Source organism: Stenotrophomonas maltophilia group sp. Smal17 (genome assembly GCF_030237045.1).
Taxonomy (GTDB): Bacteria; Pseudomonadota; Gammaproteobacteria; order Xanthomonadales; family Xanthomonadaceae; genus Stenotrophomonas; species Stenotrophomonas forensis.
In genome coordinates this window covers 43,285-64,283 of the sequence record NZ_JASJSU010000016.1, presented here as the reverse complement: position 1 = coordinate 64,283, position 20,999 = coordinate 43,285, and the positions used below count along the sequence as shown (strand labels likewise).

21 protein-coding genes are annotated in these 20,999 nt (G+C 68.2%); 12 read left to right on the top strand and 9 right to left on the bottom strand.

Translation table 11 applies throughout. The features are described 5' to 3' along the window. Positions 1–112 precede the first annotated feature (112 nt). Entirely contained in the window at positions 113–937 is an 825-nt protein-coding gene (locus QRO93_RS06990) for an AraC family transcriptional regulator (RefSeq protein ID WP_180879115.1), read from the bottom strand. Next, on the bottom strand, positions 934–1,638 hold the full coding sequence (locus tag QRO93_RS06985; RefSeq protein WP_180879114.1) for a VIT family protein: 705 nt from the start codon (positions 1,636–1,638) through the stop codon (positions 934–936). Before QRO93_RS06985 ends, QRO93_RS06990 begins: the two co-directional genes overlap by 4 nt. A 152-nt stretch (positions 1,639–1,790) precedes the next feature. Here QRO93_RS06985 and QRO93_RS06980 point away from each other — a divergent pair, with 152 nt between their 5' ends. Next, entirely contained in the window at positions 1,791–3,155 is a 1,365-nt protein-coding gene (locus QRO93_RS06980; RefSeq protein WP_180879113.1) for a glutamate--cysteine ligase, read from the top strand. Positions 3,156–3,204: 49 nt separating this feature from the next. Here QRO93_RS06980 and QRO93_RS06975 read toward each other — a convergent pair whose 3' ends face one another. Together QRO93_RS06975 and QRO93_RS06970 are read right to left on the bottom strand one after the other, a co-directional pair. Further along, on the bottom strand, positions 3,205–4,461 hold the full coding sequence (locus tag QRO93_RS06975; protein WP_053450779.1) for an NnrS family protein: 1,257 nt from the start codon (positions 4,459–4,461) through the stop codon (positions 3,205–3,207). 65 nt (positions 4,462–4,526) lie between these two features. After that, a complete protein-coding gene (locus QRO93_RS06970; RefSeq protein WP_180879112.1) occupies positions 4,527–5,585 on the bottom strand; it encodes an NAD(P)-dependent alcohol dehydrogenase in 1,059 nt (352 codons plus the stop codon). A 107-nt stretch (positions 5,586–5,692) separates the two neighbouring features. Between QRO93_RS06970 and QRO93_RS06965 the strand changes: the two genes are divergently transcribed. Then, positions 5,693–6,577: a LysR family transcriptional regulator gene (locus QRO93_RS06965; protein ID WP_164087585.1), complete on the top strand. Its 885-nt coding sequence runs from the start codon at positions 5,693–5,695 to the stop codon at positions 6,575–6,577. 67 nt (positions 6,578–6,644) lie between these two features. On the opposite strand, the gene QRO93_RS06960 is transcribed toward QRO93_RS06965, so the two are convergent. After that, on the bottom strand, positions 6,645–7,298 hold the full coding sequence (locus QRO93_RS06960) for a TetR/AcrR family transcriptional regulator (RefSeq protein ID WP_164087584.1): 654 nt from the start codon (positions 7,296–7,298) through the stop codon (positions 6,645–6,647). An 84-nt stretch (positions 7,299–7,382) separates the two neighbouring features. Here QRO93_RS06960 and QRO93_RS06955 point away from each other — a divergent pair, with 84 nt between their 5' ends. Further along, the gene (locus QRO93_RS06955) at positions 7,383–8,078 is read left to right on the top strand and encodes a DAPG hydrolase family protein (RefSeq protein ID WP_180879111.1); all 696 of its coding nucleotides are present in this window, start codon (positions 7,383–7,385) and stop codon (positions 8,076–8,078) included. Positions 8,079–8,090: 12 nt separating this feature from the next. Here QRO93_RS06955 and QRO93_RS06950 read toward each other — a convergent pair whose 3' ends face one another. Beyond that, the gene (locus QRO93_RS06950; protein WP_180879110.1) at positions 8,091–8,507 is read right to left on the bottom strand and encodes a VOC family protein; all 417 of its coding nucleotides are present in this window, start codon (positions 8,505–8,507) and stop codon (positions 8,091–8,093) included. Positions 8,508–8,566: 59 nt separating this feature from the next. Beyond that, complete coding sequence (locus tag QRO93_RS06945; RefSeq protein WP_180879109.1) at positions 8,567–9,670, bottom strand: alkene reductase; 1,104 nt, start codon at positions 9,668–9,670, stop codon at positions 8,567–8,569. Between the two features lie 131 nt (positions 9,671–9,801). Between QRO93_RS06945 and QRO93_RS06940 the strand changes: the two genes are divergently transcribed. The 5 genes from QRO93_RS06940 to QRO93_RS06920 all read left to right on the top strand — a co-directional run bounded on the left by QRO93_RS06940 (position 9,802) and on the right by QRO93_RS06920 (position 14,707). Then, positions 9,802–10,707, top strand: a complete 906-nt coding sequence (locus QRO93_RS06940) for a LysR family transcriptional regulator (protein WP_053450772.1) — start codon at positions 9,802–9,804, stop codon at positions 10,705–10,707. A 71-nt stretch (positions 10,708–10,778) separates the two neighbouring features. Continuing rightward, positions 10,779–11,054 carry a formaldehyde-responsive transcriptional repressor FrmR gene (frmR, locus tag QRO93_RS06935; RefSeq protein ID WP_008266233.1) on the top strand — a complete coding sequence of 92 codons (276 nt, stop codon included), beginning with the start codon at positions 10,779–10,781 and terminating at the stop codon, positions 11,052–11,054. Positions 11,055–11,112: 58 nt separating this feature from the next. Then, positions 11,113–12,222 carry an S-(hydroxymethyl)glutathione dehydrogenase/class III alcohol dehydrogenase gene (locus tag QRO93_RS06930; RefSeq protein ID WP_133935544.1) on the top strand — a complete coding sequence of 370 codons (1,110 nt, stop codon included), beginning with the start codon at positions 11,113–11,115 and terminating at the stop codon, positions 12,220–12,222. A 50-nt stretch (positions 12,223–12,272) separates the two neighbouring features. Then, positions 12,273–13,103, top strand: coding sequence for an S-formylglutathione hydrolase (gene fghA / locus QRO93_RS06925; protein WP_180879107.1), 831 nt, complete (start codon positions 12,273–12,275; stop codon positions 13,101–13,103). 158 nt (positions 13,104–13,261) lie between these two features. Further along, a complete protein-coding gene (locus QRO93_RS06920; RefSeq protein ID WP_053450768.1) occupies positions 13,262–14,707 on the top strand; it encodes a GGDEF domain-containing protein in 1,446 nt (481 codons plus the stop codon). Between the two features lie 34 nt (positions 14,708–14,741). On the opposite strand, the gene QRO93_RS06915 is transcribed toward QRO93_RS06920, so the two are convergent. Together QRO93_RS06915 and QRO93_RS06910 are read right to left on the bottom strand one after the other, a co-directional pair. Beyond that, a complete protein-coding gene (locus tag QRO93_RS06915; protein ID WP_180879105.1) occupies positions 14,742–15,212 on the bottom strand; it encodes a hypothetical protein in 471 nt (156 codons plus the stop codon). A 5-nt stretch (positions 15,213–15,217) separates the two neighbouring features. Next, complete coding sequence (locus QRO93_RS06910; RefSeq protein WP_180879103.1) at positions 15,218–15,664, bottom strand: universal stress protein; 447 nt, start codon at positions 15,662–15,664, stop codon at positions 15,218–15,220. 141 nt (positions 15,665–15,805) lie between these two features. Here QRO93_RS06910 and QRO93_RS06905 point away from each other — a divergent pair, with 141 nt between their 5' ends. The 4 genes from QRO93_RS06905 to QRO93_RS06890 all read left to right on the top strand — a co-directional run bounded on the left by QRO93_RS06905 (position 15,806) and on the right by QRO93_RS06890 (position 20,920). Continuing rightward, positions 15,806–16,714: a LysR family transcriptional regulator gene (locus QRO93_RS06905; protein ID WP_049455908.1), complete on the top strand. Its 909-nt coding sequence runs from the start codon at positions 15,806–15,808 to the stop codon at positions 16,712–16,714. Positions 16,715–16,890: 176 nt separating this feature from the next. After that, the gene (locus QRO93_RS06900; protein WP_053450764.1) at positions 16,891–18,405 is read left to right on the top strand and encodes an MFS transporter; all 1,515 of its coding nucleotides are present in this window, start codon (positions 16,891–16,893) and stop codon (positions 18,403–18,405) included. A gap of 23 nt (positions 18,406–18,428) precedes the next feature. Beyond that, positions 18,429–19,511, top strand: a complete 1,083-nt coding sequence (locus QRO93_RS06895; RefSeq protein WP_180879101.1) for an HlyD family secretion protein — start codon at positions 18,429–18,431, stop codon at positions 19,509–19,511. Continuing rightward, on the top strand, positions 19,508–20,920 hold the full coding sequence (locus QRO93_RS06890; protein WP_180879100.1) for an efflux transporter outer membrane subunit: 1,413 nt from the start codon (positions 19,508–19,510) through the stop codon (positions 20,918–20,920). Before QRO93_RS06895 ends, QRO93_RS06890 begins: the two co-directional genes overlap by 4 nt. Positions 20,921–20,999: the final 79 nt, after the last annotated feature.

The window sequence follows — 20,999 nt, the reverse complement described above, 5'->3', positions numbered from 1 at the left end:
CCCCCCCCCCCCCCCCCCCCCCCCCCCCCCGCCATCCCACGGAATGCATGGCTGTTGCTTTGGCTGTTGCTGTTGCCTCGGCGGGTGCAGGGCGCAGCCCTGCCGAACCCCCTTAAATGTCTGTGGGAGCCAGTCCGTACTGCTCGGCGAAGCGCTTGCTGAAACTGGCCGCAGACCGGTAACCCGCGCGTGCGGCGACGGTCTTCAGCGGCAGGTCGCTGGTGTAGAGCAGCTGCATGCCATGCGCCAGGCGCGCCTCCGTCAGCAGCTGGCGCAGGCTGGTGTGCTCGGCGGCAAGGCGGCGACGCAGGGTCGCGCCACTCAGCGCGAACTGTTCTTCCACATCCCGCGATTGCCAGTCGCGTGCCGGTTCGGCGGCAATGCGGTCGCGGATCTGTTCGCCCAGGCTCGGTGCCTGCGGCAGCAGCAGGTTGCCATGGCCCTGCCGGCACAAGGTCATCACCAGCGAGGCCAGGGCCAGGCGTGCGTCGCTGTAACGGCCATCCTGCAGTGATTGCCGCCACTGGCGCAGCACGGCGCCATGTTCGATCAACGGCAATCGGGCCATCGCCGGGCCGGGGCTGGGCAGTTCCTCGTTCCACAGCGTGCGCGCTGCCGCCAGCACTTCGGCACACAGCGGCACAATGGCACTGAGATAGCGGCCGCTGTGCGGATCGGGGCTGTTGACCACGTCGATGCGGCAGCGCTGGGTCAGCAGCAGGATGTCGCCGGGGAAGAATTCCAGCGACTGGTGTGCGGTGCGCACCTGCTTGCGGCCTTCCAGCAGGATCGCGAACTGCGGTTGCGGAATCTCCACCGAGCTGGCGCCATGCTCGCGGCGTGCGGTGATGCAGGCATAGCCTTCGGCGCGTTCGCAGCCGGCCAGGCCGGTCATCTCGGCCAGCAGGGCGATGGCGGCGGGCAGCATGGCGGTCATGACACGTGCGTGCCCAGCAGGCGGCCGACAGCGGCGGCGGCGGCCATCGCCAACGCGCCCCAGAACATCACCCGGATCGCACCACGCAGCGGCGGTGCGCCACCGGCCTGGGCCGCCATCGCGCCGGTCAGGCACAGGCCGAGCAGGGTGCTGGCGGTGGTGATCATCGCAACCTTGTCGACCGGCGCGAGCAGGGCGGTCAGCACCGGCAGCGCGGCGCCGCAGGTGAACGCCCCGGCCGAGGCCAGCGCGGCCTGCAGTGGGCGGGCACGCAGGGTGTCGGTAATGCCCAGTTCGTCGCGGGCGTGGGCGCCCAGCGCGTCGTGGGCGGTGAGCTGCTCGGCGACCTGCCGCGCCAGCGCCGGGTCCAGGCCGCGGTGGCGGTAGATTGCGCTCAGCTCTTCCAGTTCACTGTGCGGGTCTTCGTGCAGTTCGCGTTTCTCCGCCGCCAGGTCGGCCGCTTCGGTATCGGCCTGGGTCTGTACCGAGACGTACTCGCCGGCGGCCATCGACATCGCGCCGGCCACGGTGCCGGCCACGCCCGTCGCCAGCAGGGTGCTGGCCGAGGCGCCGCTGGCGGCCACGCCGACCACCAGGCCGGCCACCGAGACAATGCCGTCGTTGGCGCCCAGCACGGCGGCACGCAACCAGCCGACACGCTCGGAGCGGTGCAGTTCGGGGTGTCGTGAATGGCGACTCATGGCCGTGAGTGTACGAGGGTCAAGAGGGCGTCGGTAGGATGCTGAAACCCGTCACCGTCGCATGACGCGGCGGAGTGCCACGCTATAGTGCGCCCTTGCGATGGAAGGCCTCCAGCCCCACATCCCCCGCCACAGTCCAGCGAGCCTTCCCCTTGTCGAGCCCCAGCCACGTCGCCGATACACCCATTACCGACCGCTCGCAGCTGGTGGAGGTGATCGCCTCCGGCGAGAAGCCCCGCACGCAGTGGCGCATCGGCACCGAGCACGAGAAGTTCGGGTTCCGCCTGGATGACCTGCGCCCGCCGACCTTCGACGGCGAGCGCGGCATCGAAGCGCTGCTCAACGGCCTGGTCCGCTTCGGCTGGGAGCCGGTGCAGGAAAACGGCAACACCATTGCCCTGCTGCGCGACGGCGCCTCGGTGACGCTGGAACCGGCCGGCCAGCTGGAACTGTCCGGCGCGGCGCTGGAGACCATCCACCAGACCTGCGTGGAAACCGGCACCCATCTGAACGAAGTGGCGCAGGTGGCCGGCGAACTGCAGCTGGGCTTCCTCGGCATGGGCTTCCAGCCGAAGTGGAAGCGCGATGAAATGCCGTGGATGCCGAAGGGCCGCTACAAGATCATGCGTTCGTACATGCCCAAGGTCGGCTCGCTGGGCCTGGACATGATGACCCGCACCTGCACCGTGCAGGTGAACCTGGACTACGCCACCGAAGCGGACATGGTGAAGAAGTTCCGCGTGTCGTTGGCGCTGCAGCCGATCGCCACCGCGCTGTTCGCCGATTCGCCGTTCACCGAAGGCCAGCCGAACGGCTACCTGAGCTACCGCTCGCACATCTGGACCGATACCGACGCCGACCGTACCGGCATGCTCGACTTCGTGTTCGAGAACGGCTTCGGCTACGAGCGCTATGTCGACTATCTGCTCGACGTGCCGATGTACTTCTCCTACCGCGATGGCATCTACCACGACGCCAGCGGGCAGAGCTTCCGCGATTTCATGCAGGGCAAGCTGCCGGTACTGCCGGGCGCGCTGCCGACTCTGCGCGACTGGTCGGACCACATGACCACGGCGTTCCCGGAAGTGCGCCTGAAGAAGTACCTGGAAATGCGCGGCGCCGACGGTGGCCCGTGGAGCCGCCTGTGCGCGCTGCCGGCGTTCTGGGTCGGCCTGCTGTATGACGACACCGCGCTGGATGCCGCCTGGGACCTGGTGCGTGACTTCACCCTGGCCGAGCGTCATGCGCTGCGCGACGGCGTGCCGAAGCATGCGATGAACCTGCCGTTCCGTGCTGGCAGCGTGCGTGACCTGGCCCGCGAAGCGGTGAAGATTTCGGTGGAAGGCCTCAAGCGCCGCGGCGCGCGCAATGCCGACGGCCAGGACGAGAGCAAGTTCCTGGACGTGCTGCAGGAAATCGTTGAATCCGGGCTGACCCCGGCCGAGCGCAAGCTGGCGCTGTTCCATGGCCGCTGGCACGGCGATGTGGATCCGGTGTTCCGCGAGTTCGCTTACTGAGTGATTACGGTGGCCGCCGGGCATGGCCCGGCGCTACCGCTGGAGGCTGTCAGCCTCGCTTGCCGTCGCGCCGTGGGCTCAGGTAGATCCAGCCCAGCCGTGCCACCCACGGGGCCAATGCCAGCAGCCAACCGATGGCGGCAGCGAAATGCCCGGCGTAGGCGTCGGGCATCAGCTCGGCAATGATGCGCATGATCGCCACCGCCTGCAGCGCGACAAACGCAAACCAGGCCACTGCCGGCATCACCAGCGGCCGTCCGGAATGGCCCTGGGTGACCCGGGTCACCATCGCTACCAGCAGGCTGCCGAACAGGCCCACGGCGAGTGCGTGCAGCGGTGCGCGGCCGAGCAGCTGCAGATGGCCGAGCATTTGACCGATGTCCTGCAGCAGATAAAGCGCGAAGCTGATCGGCAGCCACGCCAGCGCCAGAAACAGGGCTGCGAGCAGCCCGGGCATCGGCCCGCGTGGCCACCAGTGCCACAGCGCCTGCAGCGCCAGCGCCAGCAGCGGTGCGTCGGCCACCCACAATGCGTTGTCGATCTGCAATGCGGTCAACAGCAGGCGCAGCATCAGCAGTGCCCACATCGCGGCCAACCAGCGCAGCGGGCGCCACGGCACGTAGCCCTCCACCACGTTGTTGGCGAAGAACGGGATCATCCGGTGGGCGACAGTGAGGTAGACCGGCAGCAGCAGGCCGAACGTGCCAAGTGCCACATTGACCGGCATCAGCGTGGCGTGGCCCTGCACCACCGCCATGAACAGCAGCAACCCCAGCCACCCCAGCAGCAGTGCGGCATAGCAGGCATGAGCATGCCAGTTGCGGTTGGGGCCGGCGGCCTTGAGCACGCGTCCCAGCACGATCAGTCCAGCGCTCCAGCCGGCCAGTGCCAGCAGCAGGCCGGGCCACAGCCCGGGTGCCCACCCGCAGGCGGCGGCAACCAGCAGCGCCTGCCCGCCAAACAAGCCGATGCCGACAGGCGCATAGCGGCTGCGTGGCAGCTCGGGTTGCCCCATCCAGCGCGGGAACACGGTGAGCAGGAAGCCGAAAATGAAGCTGGGCAGCACCAGGTACTGCATCAGCAGCGCATGCAGCCAGGCCGGTGGTAGCGGCGGTGGCGGCGGTGTCCACAATCCGCGCAATGCGCCCAGCCACAACGCCCACCACAGCATCGCCAGCAGCAGGTTGCTGGCGCCGATGAAGAACAGCAGACGGTGCGGCGCACGCATCAGCATTGCAGGGGAGGGCAGGCGGGCCATGCGGGAAGTCTGCGCCCGGGCGGTGGCCGCCTTCTTGACCTTCGTCATGCCCAATGCAGGACCAGAAAAAACCCCGGCATTGCCGGGGCTTTTCATATCCGCAGCAATGGCTGTCAGGCGGCGTTCGGCAGCGTCGCCATGTCGATCACGAAGCGATAGCGCACATCGTTCTTCGCCATGCGCTCCCAGGCCTCGTTGACGTTCTTGATGTCGATCATCTCGACATCGCTGACGATGCCGTGCTCGGCACAGAAGTCCATCATTTCCTGGGTTTCGGCCATGCCGCCGATCGCCGAGCCGGTCAGGTGCTTGCGGCCGAAGATCACGCTGCCACCGGTCAGCGGCGGGTCCAGCTCGGTCAGCACGCCGACCAGGCACATGGTGGCCTCGCGCTTGAGCAGGCCCATGTACGGGTTGGTGTCATGGCCGACCGGGATGGTGTTGAGCAGGAAGTCGAAGCTGCCGGCGTGCGCCTTCATCTGCGCGGCGTCGCGCGACACCAGCACTTCGTCGGCGCCCAGGCGCTTGGCATCGGCACCCTTTTCCGGCGTGGTGGTGATCATCACCACGTGTGCGCCGAGCGCCTTGGCGAACTTCACGCCCATGTGGCCGAGGCCACCGAGGCCGATCACGCCGACCTTCTGGCCCGGGCCGACCTTCCAGTGGCGCAGCGGCGACCAGGTGGTGATGCCGGCACACAGCAGCGGCGCGGCGGCCTTCAGGTCGAGGGTGTCGGACACCTTCACCACGAAGCGCTGCTCGACCACCACGTGGTCGGAATAGCCGCCGTAGGTCGGTGCACCGCTCTGGCGTTCGCGGCCGTTGTAGGTCCAGGTCGCGCCTTCGGCGCAGTACTGCTCCAGGTCGTGCTCGCAGGCGTCGCAGTGGCGGCACGAGTCGACCATGCAGCCGACGCCGGCGTGGTCGCCGACCTTGAAGCGGTTGACGTTGCTGCCGACTTCGGTCACGCGGCCGATGATCTCGTGGCCCGGCACCATCGGGTAGATCGAGCCACCCCAGTCGTCGCGGGCCTGGTGCAGGTCGGAGTGACAGATGCCGCTGTAGAGGATCTCGATACGGACATCGTCCGGGCCGACTGCGCGGCGTTCGAATTCGTAGGGAATCAGCGGGTCGGTATGTGAATGGGCGGCGTAACCACGGGCGAGGGACATGGGGAATCCTTGGCAGGGTTTGTCGAAAGGCGTTTTACAATACGCCCCGCACCCAGCGGCAAGAAGCCCGGATATCGGCATGATTCATCAAGTGAAACTGCACAATCATGGCCACTGACAATCTATCCCACCTTGCCGCGTTCGCGGCGGTCGCCCGTCACCGCAGCTTCCGCCGTGCCGGCGCCGAGCTGGGGCTTTCGACCTCGGCGGTGAGCTACGCGATCCGCGCGCTGGAGGAACGGCTGGGGGTGGGCCTGTTCCATCGCACCACCCGCAGCGTGGCCCTGACCGAGGCCGGGCAACGCCTGCTGGAGCGACTACAGCCGGCCCTGGGGCAGGTGCACGACGCGCTGGAAGAGATGAACCAGTTCCGCGCCGCCCCGGCCGGCCTGCTGCGCATCAACGCCACCCGCGCGGCCGTGGCGACCCAGCTGGGGCCGCGGCTTGCGCGCTTCCTGCACGCGCATCCGGACGTGCGGGTGGAGCTGACCGAGAACGATGGCCTGGTCGATATCGTTGCCGAAGGCTACGACGCCGGCGTGCGCCTGCATGAGTTCATCCCCGAGGACATGGTGGCAGTGCCGATGGGGCCGCCGCTGCGCGGGCTGATCGTCGGCGCGCCGGACTACCTGCGGCGACGTCCAGCCCCGCAGCATCCGCGCGATCTTGCTGCGCATGAATGCATCCGCTTCCGCTTCGCCAGTGGCCATCTGTACAAGTGGCAGTTCGAGCGTGGTGGGCAGGCGTTGGAGATCGACGTGCCCGGAAGGCTGACGCTGGGCGAGCAGGGCACCGTGGTCGGCGCGGTGCTTGATGGCATCGGCCTGGCTTACGTGCTGGAAGACACCGCGCGGCCATACATCGACTCGGGGCAGATGGTGGCGGTGCTGGAAGACTGGAGCGAACCGTTCGCCGGTTTCGCGTTGTACTACCCGAAGCAGCGGCAGATGCCGGCGGCGCTGCGTGCGTTCGTGGACATGCTGCGCGAGTGAGTCGCTGCAGGAGTGCCGACCAACGGTCGGCACCCACCGGGACAGGGCATTCCTGGATGGCGCCAGGCTACGGCACCTGCAACACCGGCCCCAACAACGCCACGCACTCATGTAGATGCACGTCCACCGGCGCATCCTCGGCCACCACGCCGATCACGCGCTCGCGAAGTGGCTCGGCCACGGCCATCGCCAGGATCAGCCTTGCCGTGCACGCGGGGTCTGCATCGCGCAGCAGCCCGCGCTGCTGCTGCCGCGCCAGCCAGTCGGCCAGCAGCACGCGGCCGCGTTCGATGCCGTTGTCCAGATAGGCCTGCAGCAGCGCGTCCTTGCCGGGGAAGTCGGTGGCGAGCAGGCGGAACACCTGCACTGCCTGCGCCGACAGCGCTTGTGCGCAGACCGCCTGCAGGATCGCGTGCAGCAGCGGCAGCACTTCGTCGGCGTTGCGGGCATCACGCTGCAGCTGCGGCGCGAAGCCGTCGGTCCACTCACGCACCGCCAACCCCACCAGTTCCTCGCGGTTGCTGGCATGGCGGTACACGGTCTTCTTCGCTACCCCGGCATGCGCTGCCACCGCTTCGATGGTGGTCGCTTCGTAACCCTGTGCCAGCAGCAGTTCCAGGGTGGCCTGCAGTACCGCATGGCGGACTTCGGCTTCCGGTCGCGCGGGGCGACCGCGGCGACGGGTCGGCGTTGTGGGCTCGGGCAGGGTGGTGCTGTTCATTGCGCCCCATCTTACCGCATCCGATTAATTGCGAAACGAATATCGTTTCCGTATTGTTGAATCTCCAACCCACAGGAAACGTCGATGGATACCGCTGTGAACGCTCGCGCCTGGCTGGACCACCACGATCTGCTCGACCCGGCGCCGATGCGTCTGGAGACCGGCATCCAGCGCCGCGAAGACGGCACTCTGCGGGTGGCCGTTCGTACCGATCTGCACGGCTGCAAGGGCCGCATGCTCGACTGGTGGTTCACCTTCTTCGAGACCACCCAGCACATCCGCTGGTGGCATCCGCTCGATCACGTCGAGCATCGCGGCTGGGACGCAGCCTGGCAGCGCGGCCGCAGCTACCATGGCGCCAGCATCCATGCGGTGGAATCGCTGGCCGACATTCCGCCGGTGGCAGCGCGGCTGAAGTTTCATGACCCGCGCACGCTGCTTGCACCCGAGCGCCTGCAGGCGGCGCAGGATGCGGGTGATGTGTCGGCGGTGATCGCCGCACGCATCGGTTTTGGCGATCATGTGCGCCTGGATGTGCACGGCGACCCCTGCGATGGGCAGATGCTGCACGTCGCGCGCGATACACCGTTCGGCTGCGTCCTGCGCAGCCGATTCGTGCTGGGCCTGGACAGCGCCGAGCCGCAGCGCGATGCCAGCGATGCGGTCGGACTGGGCCTGCTCAAGCACTGCTACACGGAGTTCAGCTTCCTCTCGCGCCTGCTGCCGTCGCTGTACTACGGCGAGCGCGCCAACGGCGAGGCGGTGCCGTTGCCGTGGTGACCGGCGCGCCGGTCAGTCAACCAGCGCGTCGTAGCCTTCGCCACTGAACTGGATCAGGCAGAAGCCGTGGCCGAACGGATCGGCCAGTACCGCGATGTGGCCCCAGTGACGCTCGCGCACCGGCTGCTCCAGCGTTGCTCCAGCAGCAACCGCACGCGCCAGCGCGGCCGCGATGTCATCCACCACCCAGTCCAGATGCAGCGGCGTCCAATGGCGCTCGTAGTCGCGCACGTCGCCGTCCTCGGTGGCGGCGCTGCCTTCCTCGTTGTGCAGCAGGTACAGCGGGGTCGGCCCGCCGAGCAGTTCCACCGCACCCGGGCCGAGGCGGCGGCCGATGCGCAGGCCGAAGGCTTCGGTATAGAAGGCTTCAGCCGCGGCCAGATCGGGGACGTCAAGATTGACGATGAACGGTGCGGTGGGCGTATCCATAGGCCGGCTCAGTGGATGCGGACAGGCAGTGTACGCCCGCATCCACGCATGGGGTGGACCTACACGGCGCGCGGGTAATCGAGATAGCCGGCTTCGCCGCCACCGTAGTAGCTGCTGCGGTCCGGAGTGGCCAGTGCGATGTCGTGCTGCAGGCGCTCGACCAGATCCGGGTTGGCGATGAACGGTTGGCCAAACGCAGCCAGATCGATGGTGCCGGCCTCGACCAGCTGCAGGGCGCGCTCGCGGGTCATGCCGCCAGCCAGGATCAGCGTGCCGCCATAGGCCTGCTTGAACTGCTGCAGGAACGCCTCACCCAGCACCGATTCACCCTGTTGCAGATTGTCGTTGAGGTGCACGTAGGCCAGCCCACGCTTTCCCAGTTCCTCGGCCAGGTACAGATAGGTGGCTTCGTTGTCGGGGTAGAACGGCATGTCGAAGGTGAGGTTGTTCGGGGCCAGCCGCACGCCGATGCGGTGCGCGCCGATGCGTTCGGCCATCGCATCCACCGTCTCCAGGATCAACCGCGCACGGTTCGGCAGCGAGCCGCCGTAGCGGTCCTCGCGCTGGTTGATGAGCGGGTTGAGGAACTGTTCGAACAGGTAGCCGTTGGCGGCATGCAGTTCGATGCCGTCGAAGCCGGCGGCGATGGCGTTGTCGGCACCGCGCACGAAGTCGTCGACGATGCCGGGAATCTCGGCCGTGTCCAGCGCACGCGCCGGGGTGGGATCGGCATGGCCGCGGCTGCCGTCGTCCAGGTACACGAACGAGGTGTTCTTCGGTGCGCTGGCGACCGGGCGGGTGCCGGCGCTGACCGGCTGGCCACCTCCGGGCTGCAGCGAGGCATGCGACATGCGGCCCACGTGCCAGAGCTGGGCGAAGATCGTGCCCTGCGCGGCATGCACCGCCTGGGTGACCTGCTTCCAACCCGCCACCTGTTCGGCCGACCAGATGCCCGGCACGTCGATGTAGCCCTGGCCCTGCGGCGAGACCGGCGTGCCTTCGCTGATGATCAGGCCGGCACTGGCACGCTGCCGGTAGTACTGCGCGGTGAGGTCGTTGGCGACCGACCCGGGGTTGCGGGCACGGGTCATCGGCGCCATCGCGATGCGGTTGCGCAGGGCAGTGCCGGCCAGGTCGAACGGGTGGAAAAGGGCAGCGGTCATGTCGATCATCTCGGTGCGGGGGGAGGGGCGCCAGCGGCGCCATGCACACAGGATGGAGTTGACATGCGGGCGCATAAAGCGCTTCGATTTCCCTTGGTGCGGGACTATTTGTCCCTAATGAGGGATTGAAGATGCTGCCGCTGGAATCCTTGAATGGCCTGGTCACGTTCGTCACCACGGCCCGCTCGGGCAGTTTCACCGAGGCCGCCGATACGCTGGGCATCTCGCGCTCGGCCGTGGGCAAGGCCATCGCCCGGCTGGAAGCGCGGCTGGGCGTGCGCCTGTTCCATCGCACCACGCGGCGCATCGCGCTGACCACCGATGGCGAGGCCTATTACGCTTCGTGTGCGGCAGCGCTGGAAGAGATCTCCGCCGCCGAGGCCTGCCTGGGCTCGGCCGGCCTGCCCAGCGGGCGGCTGCGCATCGACATGCCGTCCTCGTTCGGGCGGCTGGTGGTGCTGCCGGTGCTGTTGCGCCTGTGCCGGCAATACCCGGACCTGCAGCTGACGATGACCTTCACCGATCACTTCGTCGATCCCGTCGAGGAAGGCATCGACCTGCTGATCCGTTTCGGCGGCCTGCACCAGGCCGAGCACCTGGTCGCGCGCCGGCTGGGCCGCCAGCGCCTGGTCACCTGCGCCGCGCCGGCCTACCTGCAGGCGCACGGCGTGCCGGGCAGTGTGGAGGAACTGGCACAGCACCGCAGCATCGTCGGCTTCCGCCACGGGCAGCCGGTAGCGTGGCGGATCGGCAGTGATGATGCCGAAGGAACCTTCATCCCCAACGCGGCCTACCAGCTCAACGACGGCGATGCGGTGATCGATGCTGCCATCGCCGGGCTGGGCATCTGCCAGATGCCGGCGTCGCTGGTACGCCGTCACCTGCAATCCGGCGCGCTGCAATCGGTGCTGGACGCGCACATGCAGCGCCACATCGACATCCACGCGCTGTGGCCGCCAACCCGTCACCTGCGGCCGAAAGTGCGCTACGTGGTGGATGAACTGACGCGGCTGGCGGGCGAGGGGTTGTTCGATTGAGCGCGCGGGATTGAGCCGCCCGGGGCTGCGTGTATACTATCCCCCAGTATAGTTCTGAGGTGGCCTTCGGCATGCCGCACTCCCCCGAAGAGAAAAAGAAGGTGCTGGCGCGCGTGCGCCGCATCCGCGGCCAGTGCGATGCGCTGGACCGCGCGCTGGAAGCCGGTGCCGACTGCGCGCCGGTGCTGCAGCAGATCGCCGCCATCCGTGGCGCGGTCAACGGCCTGATGTCCGAGGTGATGGAGGCGCATCTGCGCGAGGAATTCGGCCAGCCTGCGGCCTCCGACGAACAACGCGCCGAGCGCGTGCGCGACATGAGCGCGTTGATCCGCTCGTACCTGAAGTAAACGACGGCGCAACATTGCGCCGCGCATCCTGTCATTGCCTGTCTTTGGAGAAGCCACCATGAAGTCCCGTGCCGCCGTCGCCTTTGGTCCCGGCCAGCCGCTGCAGATCGTCGAGATCGACGTCGCCCCGCCGAAGAAGGGCGAAGTGCTGGTGAAGATCACCCACACCGGTGTCTGCCACACCGATGCGTTCACCCTGTCCGGCGATGATCCGGAAGGCCTGTTCCCGGTGGTGCTGGGCCATGAAGGCGCGGGGATCGTGGTGGAAGTGGGCGAGGGCGTGACCAGCGTCAAGCCGGGTGACCACGTAATTCCGCTGTACACCGCCGAGTGCGGCGAGTGCCTGTTCTGCAAGAGCGGCAAGACCAATCTGTGCGTGTCGGTGCGTGCCACCCAGGGCAAGGGCGTGATGCCCGACGGCACCAGCCGCTTCAGCTACAACGGCGAGCCGCTGTACCACTACATGGGCTGCTCGACCTTCAGCGAGTACACCGTGGTGGCCGAAGTCTCGCTGGCGAAGATCAATCCGGACGCGAACCCGGAACACGTCTGCCTGCTCGGCTGCGGCGTCACCACCGGCATCGGCGCGGTGCACAACACCGCCAAGGTGCAGGAAGGCGACAGCGTGGCGGTGTTCGGCCTCGGCGGCATCGGCCTGGCGGTGATCCAGGGCGCGCGCCAGGCCAAGGCCGGCCGCATCATCGCGGTGGACACCAATCCCTCCAAGTTCGAGCTGGCCCGCGAGTTCGGTGCTACCGACTGCATCAACCCGAAGGACCACGACAAGCCCATCCAGCAGGTCATCGTTGAAATGACCACCTGGGGCGTGGACCACAGCTTTGAATGCATCGGCAACGTCAACGTGATGCGCGCGGCGCTGGAATGCGCGCACCGTGGCTGGGGCCAGAGCGTGGTGATCGGCGTGGCCGGTTCTGGGCAGGAAATCTCCACCCGTCCGTTCCAGCTGGTAACCGGCCGCAAGTGGATGGGCACCGCCTTCGGCGGCGTGAAGGGTCGCAGCCAGCTGCCCGGCATGGTCGAGGACGCGATGAAGGGCGATATCGAACTGGCCCCGTTCGTCACCCACACCATGGACCTGGACAAGATCAACGACGCCTTCGACCTGATGCATGAAGGCAAGTCGATCCGTTCGGTGGTCCACTACTGAGCCGCGCCGGGTGGCAGGCTTGAGGGCCTGCCGCCCCTCGGGAGGAACCCATGGAACGCATCGAACACCGCGCCTGCTTCGGTGGCTGGCAGGACGTCTACCGTCATCATTCGACCACGCTGGGCTGCGACATGCAGTTCGCCGTGTACCTGCCGCCACAGGCGGAGACACAGGCGCTGCCAGTGCTGTACTGGTTGAGCGGGCTGACCTGCACCGAGCAGAACTTCATCACCAAGGCCGGCGCGCAGCGCTACGCAGCCGAGCACGGCGTGATCATCGTTGCGCCCGACACCAGCCCGCGCGGCGATGACGTGGCTGATGCCGAAGGCTACGACCTGGGCAAAGGGTCAGGGTTCTACCTCAATGCCACCCGCGCACCGTGGGCGAAGCACTACCGCATGCATGACTATGTTGCGCAGGAACTGCCGGCGCTGATCGAGGCGAGCTTCCCCGCGACCGGCGCGCGTGCGATCAGTGGCCATTCGATGGGCGGCCACGGTGCGCTGGTGATCGCGCTGCGTAATCCGGGGCGCTACCGCAGCGTGTCGGCGTTCTCGCCGATCGTCGCGCCCAGCCATGTGCCATGGGGGCAGAAGGCGTTCCACGCCTACCTGGGCGACAACCCGGCCGACTGGGCGCAGTGGGATACCTGCGCGCTGGTGGCGACGGCCAGTGAGCGCCTGCCCCTGCTGGTCGATCAGGGCGGGGCCGACGAGTTCCTGCAGACCCAGCTGCAGCCCGAGCGCCTGCAGCAGGCCTGCGATGCGGCCGGCCACCCGCTGACCCTGCGCCTGCAGCCCGGCTACGACCACAGCTACTACTTCATCGCCAGCTTCATCGGCGAGCACGTGGCACACCACGCCCGCGCCCTCCAAGGCTGACACCCCCGAAAAAGGGGACGGAGGGGATTAAGTCGCTTTTGCCATTGTGCCGAAAGCGACCTAATCCCCTCCGTCCCCTTTTTCTGCGCTGGATCACGCCATCGTGGCGCGACGCCGCGCTATCGTGCGCGCATACGGCCTTGCGGATCGGGGGAGGCATGCCGGTAGTGCTGGCGCTGCTGTACGTGCTGTGCCATGGCTTGGTCGTGGCCCTGTGGCCGGGGGCGACCGGCGTGGGCTCCTTCGTTTTCCTGACCGGCGCGCCGCTGCTGGCGGCGATGGCCTGCCTGTGGCGGGCACGTCGCGACCGTGCCGCGCTTGGCTGGCGTGCCACGGCGCTGGCGCTGCTGCTGTGGGCCGGCGGCATGGCCTTCAACATGATCGATGCACTCGGCGCCGGCCGCGCCGATATCACGCCGCAGGCCAGCCTGTTCCTGTACGTGCTGTACGGCGTCCCGCTGGTGTTCATCCTGGCCCGCGCGCGCCGTGAGCGCCTGAGCATCAGCCTGATCGACGCCGCGATGGCGGCGCTGCTGGGCGTGCTGTTCTTCGTGCATACGCAATCGTTCGCCGCCCGTATCGATATCGACGATTCGGCGATGGCCAGCATGCAGCGCATGTTCGATATCCAGAACCTGTGCATCGCGGGGTTCGCGGTGGTGCGCTGGCTGGCCGGTGATGTGCCCGAGCGGCGCGGCTTCTTCCGGGTGCTGGCGCTGTACGCGCTGGCGTACCTGCTGGTGGCCTACTACATCAACCACTACACCTCGGGTGATTCCTTCGGCGCCTACAACGATCTACTGATCGACCTGCCGTTCCTGCTGCTGGCGTTGCTGGCGCTGAGCCGGGCGCCGGTGCCGGGCTCGGCGCCGCATCCACGGCTGGCGCGCACCGTGCAGGCTGCAGGGCCGATGATCCTGCCGTTGCTGCTGCTGGTGGTGGGCACGCTGGTGGTCGACCACGCGCGACCGCTGGCGGTCAGTGGCTTCGTGGTGGCCACGCTGGGCTTCGGCCTGCGCAGCATCCTGCTGCAGACCGACCTGATGGAACGCCAGGCCGGCCTGGACCAGCTGGCGCGCCAGGATGGCCTGACCGGGGTTGCCAACCGCCGCGAGTTCGACGCGCTGCTGCTGGCGGAGTGGAACCGCGCACGGCGCAGTGGCAGCCCGCTGGGCCTGCTGCTGGTGGACATCGACCATTTCAAGGCCTTCAACGACCAGCACGGCCATCCGGCTGGCGATCGCTGCCTGCAGGCCGTGGCCGCGGTGTTGAAGGCCATCGCCGGCCGCGCTGGCGACAGCGTGGCGCGCTATGGCGGCGAGGAATTCGCGGTGATCGTGCCTGGAAGCGCGCTGTCGGGCGTGCTGGCGCTGGCCGAACGGCTGCGCGAGGCGGTGGAGGCCCTGCCGCTGCCGGAAGGGTCGGTCAGTATCAGCATCGGCGTGGGCTACCTGCATCCACCGGCCCTGGCCAGTGCCGATCAGTTGCTGGCGGACGCCGATGCCGGCCTGTATGCCGCCAAGCGGGCCGGCCGCAATCAGGTGGTGCTGCACGCGCATGTGCTCGATGACGAAGGCAGCACGCACGGCACGATGGATTGCTGAAGGCCATGGTTCCCGTGGTGCCTGCGCGTGCGCATCATCGCTGCCGCAGCCAGCCGGCCGGATCGAGCAGGCGGAGCCCGACCGGTGACAACGAGCGCTGCCGCAGTGGCAGCTTCGCCGCGTGCACCACGAATGCACAGCGTGCCAGTTGCCGGCGCAACGGCGCCAGCGTGTCGTCGTCGCGGGGGCGTGCGTGCCGCCACTGTGCAATACGCAGCAGGCAGGCCAGCAGGTCCAGTTCGCTGGCGGCGATGAACGGGGAGCCGGACCGCAGCAGGTCGATCGGCGCTGCAGCCGTGGCCAGCAGCGGCAGCAGGTTGATGAACGCTCCGCAGCCCTCGGGATCAAGGCCGAGGTCGCTCAACCCGGCCAGCCCATCGGCCCGCAGGTCGGGCTCGCGCAGTTGGCGTATTGACGCCAGCAGCGCCTGTTCGCCACGACCCAACTGGCGGCCGAATGCCCGGTAGTTGACGCGGGTAGGAAACAAGGGGGAACGGGAGGCCATGGCAGCTAGGGTTGGGGGTCGCGGGTTTCCACCAGCACGGGACAGGGCGCGTGGTCGATGGTCCATTGCCCGATCGAGGGTTCGAACAGGCGTTGCAGGCGGGACAGGTGGCGGTGACCGATCACGATCAGGTCGCACTTCAGGCGCTTGGCCTGTTCGCTGATGACTTCGCCGGGGTCGCCGGAGGGAATCTGGGCCATGGCATCGACGCCGCGTTCGCGCAGTTCGGCCAAGGCTTCGGCCAGCACCGCTTCGGCGCGCGAGCGCTGGCGGGCGGCCTCCGGATATTCGATGCGGTCGGCTTCGCTGGCATCGGCGGCCAGCGCGAACTCGGGATCGAGCACGCACAGCAGGTGCAGGCGACTACGCGGGCCGGCGATGGCCGCGGCGAGGTCCAGCACGCGCGCGTGCTGGGGGCCACCGTCCAGGGCGACCAGCAGGGTATTGAACATGGATGTCTCCTTTGCAGGCCGGGGATGGTCGCCGATGTCGCCGCGCGCACCCATGCCGTGCGGCGCAGGCAATACGTGCATGGCATGCAATCGACTTTTACTTGGAGTGTCGTAGAGTCACTCCATTTATTGGAGACTGCCATGCCCTTGCCCGATCTCAACCTGCTGCTGGCCCTGGATATCCTGCTGGACGAAGGCAGCGTCGCCGGAGCGGCTCGGCGCATGAATCTGAGCGCGCCGGCCATGAGCCGCACCCTGGGGCGGATCCGCGACGCGCTGGGCGACCCGGTGCTGGTACGCGCCGGCCGCGGCCTGGCGCCGACCCCACGCGCGCTGGAACTGCGCGAGCAGGTGCGCGACGTGATCGAGCAGGCCCATCGGGTGTTCAACGAAGGGCGCGAGGTGGACATCCAGACCCTGGAACGTACCTTCAGCATCCGCGCCAACGACGTGTTCATCGGCAGCTACGGCGGCCGCCTGCGGGACGTGTTCCGCGAGCACGCGCCAGGCTGCACGCTGCGGTTCATGCCCGAAGGCGATACCGACGATGACGCGATGGTGCAGGGCCGGATCGACCTGTATATCAGCACTGCCGGCAAGCATACGCAGGAAACCAAGGTGCAGAACCTGTTCACCACGGCCCTGCTGGGCGCAGCGCGCAAGGATCATCCGCTGTTCGACGGCGATATCACCGCCGAACGGTTTGCCGCCTGCGACCACATCGCCGTCTCGCGGCGCGGCATCGCGCATGGGCCGATCGACGACGAACTGGCACAGCTGGGCCTGCAGCGGCGGGTGGCGATGGTCATCCCCACCTTCCATGGCGCGATCTTTGCTGCAGCCGCCTCGGACCTGGTGCTGCCGCAGATGCCCAGCGTGATGCTCGATCGCATCGCTTACATGGGGCTGCCACTGCGCATGTTCCCGTTGCCGGTGCCAGTACGCACTGTGGCGCTGGTGCAGGCCTGGCACCCGCGCATGGACAACGACCCGGCGCACCGCTGGCTGCGCCGTGCGATCAAGAGCATGTGCGACGCCGACGCTGTGTAATCGTGTGCCGACCAACGGTCGGCACCCACCCAAACCCGTGCGTCTCACGCACGCCTGGCATCGCATCCACGCCATTTTTCGCAGCAGTGGGCCTGCCTAGACTGCGCTCCCCACATTCACGGAGCGCACGCCATGTCGCTTCACCTGCCGTGCGCCGCACGGATCGGCCCGCGCCCATGAGCGCGATCACCGTGCCACAGGCCCCGGCCGCCCCGCTTGCCCCCGCGTTCGATCGCCGCATCGTGGTCGGATTGTGCGGCGTGCTGCTGGTGGTGCTGCTGTCGGGCTTCAACGAGAACGTCACCAAGGTCGCGCTGGCCGACATCCGCGGTGGGATGGGGTTCAGTGCCGATGACGGCAACTGGATCACCGGCATCTACAGTGCCATGTCGGTCAGCGCGATGGCCTTCGCGCCCTGGTGCGCGGCCACCTTCTCGCTGCGCCGCTTCGGCCTGGTGATGATCGCCGCCTTCATGGTGCTGGGGGTGCTGTGCCCGCTGGCGCCGAACCTGCCGACTTTCCTGCTGCTGCGCGCATTGCAGGGCCTGGCCGGCGGTGCGTTGCCGCCGCTGCTGATGAGCGTGGCGCTGCGCTTCCTGCCGCCGGGCATCAAGCTGTATGGCCTGGCGGGCTACGCGCTCACCGCAACGTTCGGGCCGAGCATGGGCACGCCGCTGGCCGCACTGTGGGTCGAGCACGCCGGTTGGCAGTTCGCGTTCTGGCAGATCGTGCCGTTCTGCGTGGCCGGCATGGTGATGGTCGGCTGGGGCCTGCCGCAGGACCCGATGCGCCTGGAGCGCTTTGCCCAGTTCAACGGCGTGGGCCTGGCCCTGGGGTTGCCGGCACTGGTGATGCTGGTGCTGGGGCTGACCCAGGGCGCGCGCCTGAACTGGTTCGATTCGCCGCTGATCACGGTGCTGCTTGGCGGCGGCACCGGCCTGCTGGTGTTGTTCTTCATCAACGAGTGGTTCCACCCGCTGCCGTTCTTCAAGCTGCAACTGCTGGCCCATCGCAATCTCAGCTATTCGCTGGTCACCTGCGTGGGCGTGCTGTTCGTGCTGCTGGCGGTCATTTCCATCCCCTCCGGCTTTCTCGCCAGTGTGCAGGGCTACCGCCCGCTGCAGACCGCGCCGATGTTGTTGTGGGTGGCACTGCCGCAGGCCATTGCGTTGCCGCTGGTGGCTGCGCTGATGAACCAGCGTGCGGTGGACTGCCGCTGGGTGCAGGCGGCCGGGCTGCTGCTGCTGGCGGCGGCGTGCTTCCTGGGCGCACACCTGGATGTGCAGTGGAACCGCGACACCTTCCTGTGGGTGCAACTGCTGCAGGTGGTGGCACAGCCGATGGCGGTGCTGCCGTTGCTGCTGCTGGCGACCACCGGCCTGGCGCCGCAGGACGGTCCCTATGCCTCAGCCTGGTTCAACACCGTCAAAGGCTTTTCGGCGGTGTTTGCCGGTGGCGTGCTTGATGCGGTCGGACAGACACGGCGCCACCTCCATTCCACCGCGCTGATCGACCACTTGGGCAACCAGCCGTGGCTGCCCGCCAGCGCCGATCTACCCGCGCGCCTGCACGCCCAGGTGCAGGCGCTCACCTCGGCGGACCTGTACTGGCTGGTCGCGCTGGTGGCCCTGGGCTGCCTGCCGCTGCTGCCGTGGGCCACCCGTGTCCACCCGCCACGTGCCGTGGCCTGACCCTCACCCGTAAGGACTCCCCCATGAGCCTCAACAAGACAACCCTCAACACCGGCCTTGTGCTGGGCGTGCTGGCCCTGGCGATCGGCAGCTGGCTGCTGCTGCGCGACGGGCGCTACCAGCGCACCGACAACGCCTACGTCAATGCGGATTTCACCGTGGTCGCACCGAAGGTGGCCGGCTTCGTCAGCAGCGTCGAGGTGGACGACAACCAACCCGTGAAGGCCGGCGACGTGCTGGCCCGCATCGACGACCGCGACTACCAGGTCGCCCTGCAGGCAGCGCGTGCCGACCTGGCCAACGCCCGTGCACAGCTGGCCAATGCACAGGCCGCACTGGCCCAGCAGGGCTCGCTGATCGAACAGGCCAGGGCCAGTGTCGATGTCAGCCGCTCCGAACTGACCCTGGCCAGCGCCGACCAGCAGCGCTACCGCGAACTGGCCCGCGACGGTGCCGGCACCGTGCAGAACGCGCAGCAGGCGCAGTCGAAGCAGGCGGTCGCCAGTGCGCACCTGCAGCAGGGCCAGGCCGCGTTGTCGACCGCACGCCAGCGCACCGACATCCTGACAGCCGGTGTGCAGGCCGCGCAGGCCGCGGTACAACGCGCCGAAGCCGCGCAGGCGCGCGCCGAACTGGATCTGTCGCACACCGTGCTGCGCGCACCGATCGACGGCATGGTCGGCCGTCGTGCGGTACGCGCGGGTGCCTACCTGACCCCGGGCACGCCGGTGGCCGCCGTGGTGCCGTTGAAGCGCGCGTTCGTGGTCGCCAATTTCCAGGAAACGCAGATGACCCGCATGCAGGCCGGCCAGCAGGTTGAGCTGAAGGTGGACGTGTTCCCGGGCAAGTCGCTGCGTGGCCACATCGACAGCATCGCACCGGCGACTGGCGTTACCTTTGCCGCCATCGCGCCGGAAAACGCCACCGGCAACTTCACCAAGGTGGTGCAGCGCATTCCGGTGAAGATCGTGCTGGAGCCGGGCCAGCCGCTGCTGGAGCAGCTGCGTGCCGGCATGTCGGTGGAAGCCCGCGTTGACCTGGACAGCCGCGTGCGCGTGCAGAGCGCGCAGCGCGTGCAGGACCGCACGGACGGGGAGGGCGCATGAGCGCTGGCAGCGTGTTCCGAACCTTCGTTGCGGCCACCCTGTGCACGGCCCTGGCCGCCTGCACGATGGGCCCGGACTTCGTACGCCCGCAGGCAGAACTGCCCAGCCACTGGCAGGGTGAGGCGGTCGCCGGCAACGCCATCGACCAGGACGCGGCCTGGTGGGCCGGCTTCGACGATCCGCTGCTGGGCCAGCTGGCGAGCCAGGTGCTGGCGGCCAACCTGGACCTGCAGTTGGCGGCCAACCGCGTGCAGCAGAGTCGCGCCGCGCGCGGTGCCACCGCGGCCGACCGTCTGCCCAGCGTCAGCGCAACCGCCAGCGGCGTACGCGCACGCAACAGCGAGGTGGGCTTGAGCGATCCGTCCGGCAACGGCGGGCGCGAGGACTACGGGCTGTTCCAGGCCGGCATCGGCCTGAGTTGGGAGCTGGACCTGTGGGGCCGCGTGCGCCGCCAGGTGGAAGCGGCCGATGCACGCGTGCAGATGGCCGAGGAGGATGCACACGCGGTGCGCATCGCGCTGCTGGCGGAAACCGCGCGTGACTACCTGCAGCTGCGCGCGACGCGGCAGTTGCGGGCGATCACCGAGGACAATCTGAGCATCGCCTACGATATCAAGCGCCTGACCGAAGCGCGCCAGCGCCAGGGTGTGGCCAGCACCTTGCAGGTTTCCAGTGCGGCGGCGCAGGTCGCTTCGCTGCAGGCGCGCATCGCACCGCTGCAGCATCGTGAATCGCAGCTGCGCAATGCGCTGGCATTCCTGCTGGCACAACCGCCACAGGCGCTGGACGCACAGCTGCAGGACGCGCGCCGTGACTGGCCGGCGTTGCCGACGGTGGCGGTGGGCGTGCCCAGCGAACTGGCCGAACGTCGCCCGGACATCCGCCGTGCCGAAGCGGCATTGCATGCGGCGACGGCGGGCATCGGCGTGGCTCAGGCCAGCTTCCTGCCGCGCATCACCTTGAATGGCGATGCCGGTTTCCAGGCCAGGCAGCTGGATGACCTGGACGGCTGGAACGCGCACCGGTTCAGCATCGGGCCGTCGATCAGCCTGCCGATCTTCCAGGGCGGGCGGTTGAAGGCCAACCTCGCATTGAGCCGGCTGCAGCAGCAGCAATCGGCGCTACAGTTCCGTCGCACCGTGCTGCAGGCCTGGCATGAAGTGGATGATGCCATCGATGGCTACGCAGCCGAGCAGCAGCGTACCGTGCAGCTGCATGTGGCGGTGGACGAAAGCGAGACCGCATTGGGTGCGGCGCGCCGGCAGTACCAGGCCGGCGTGGTCGACATGCTGGACGTGCTGACTACCCAGCGCATCGCGCTGGACAACCAGGCTGCGCTGGCCAACAGCCAGGCCACCGCGGCGATTGCACGGGTGGAGCTGTACCGCGCGCTGGGCGGTGGCTGGTAGTGCCGCCCAGCGGCCGGCACTACCGTGTGTGACCCGGTAGTTGCCAACCTTGGTTGGCGGTTTTCCCGGAAGCGCCAAC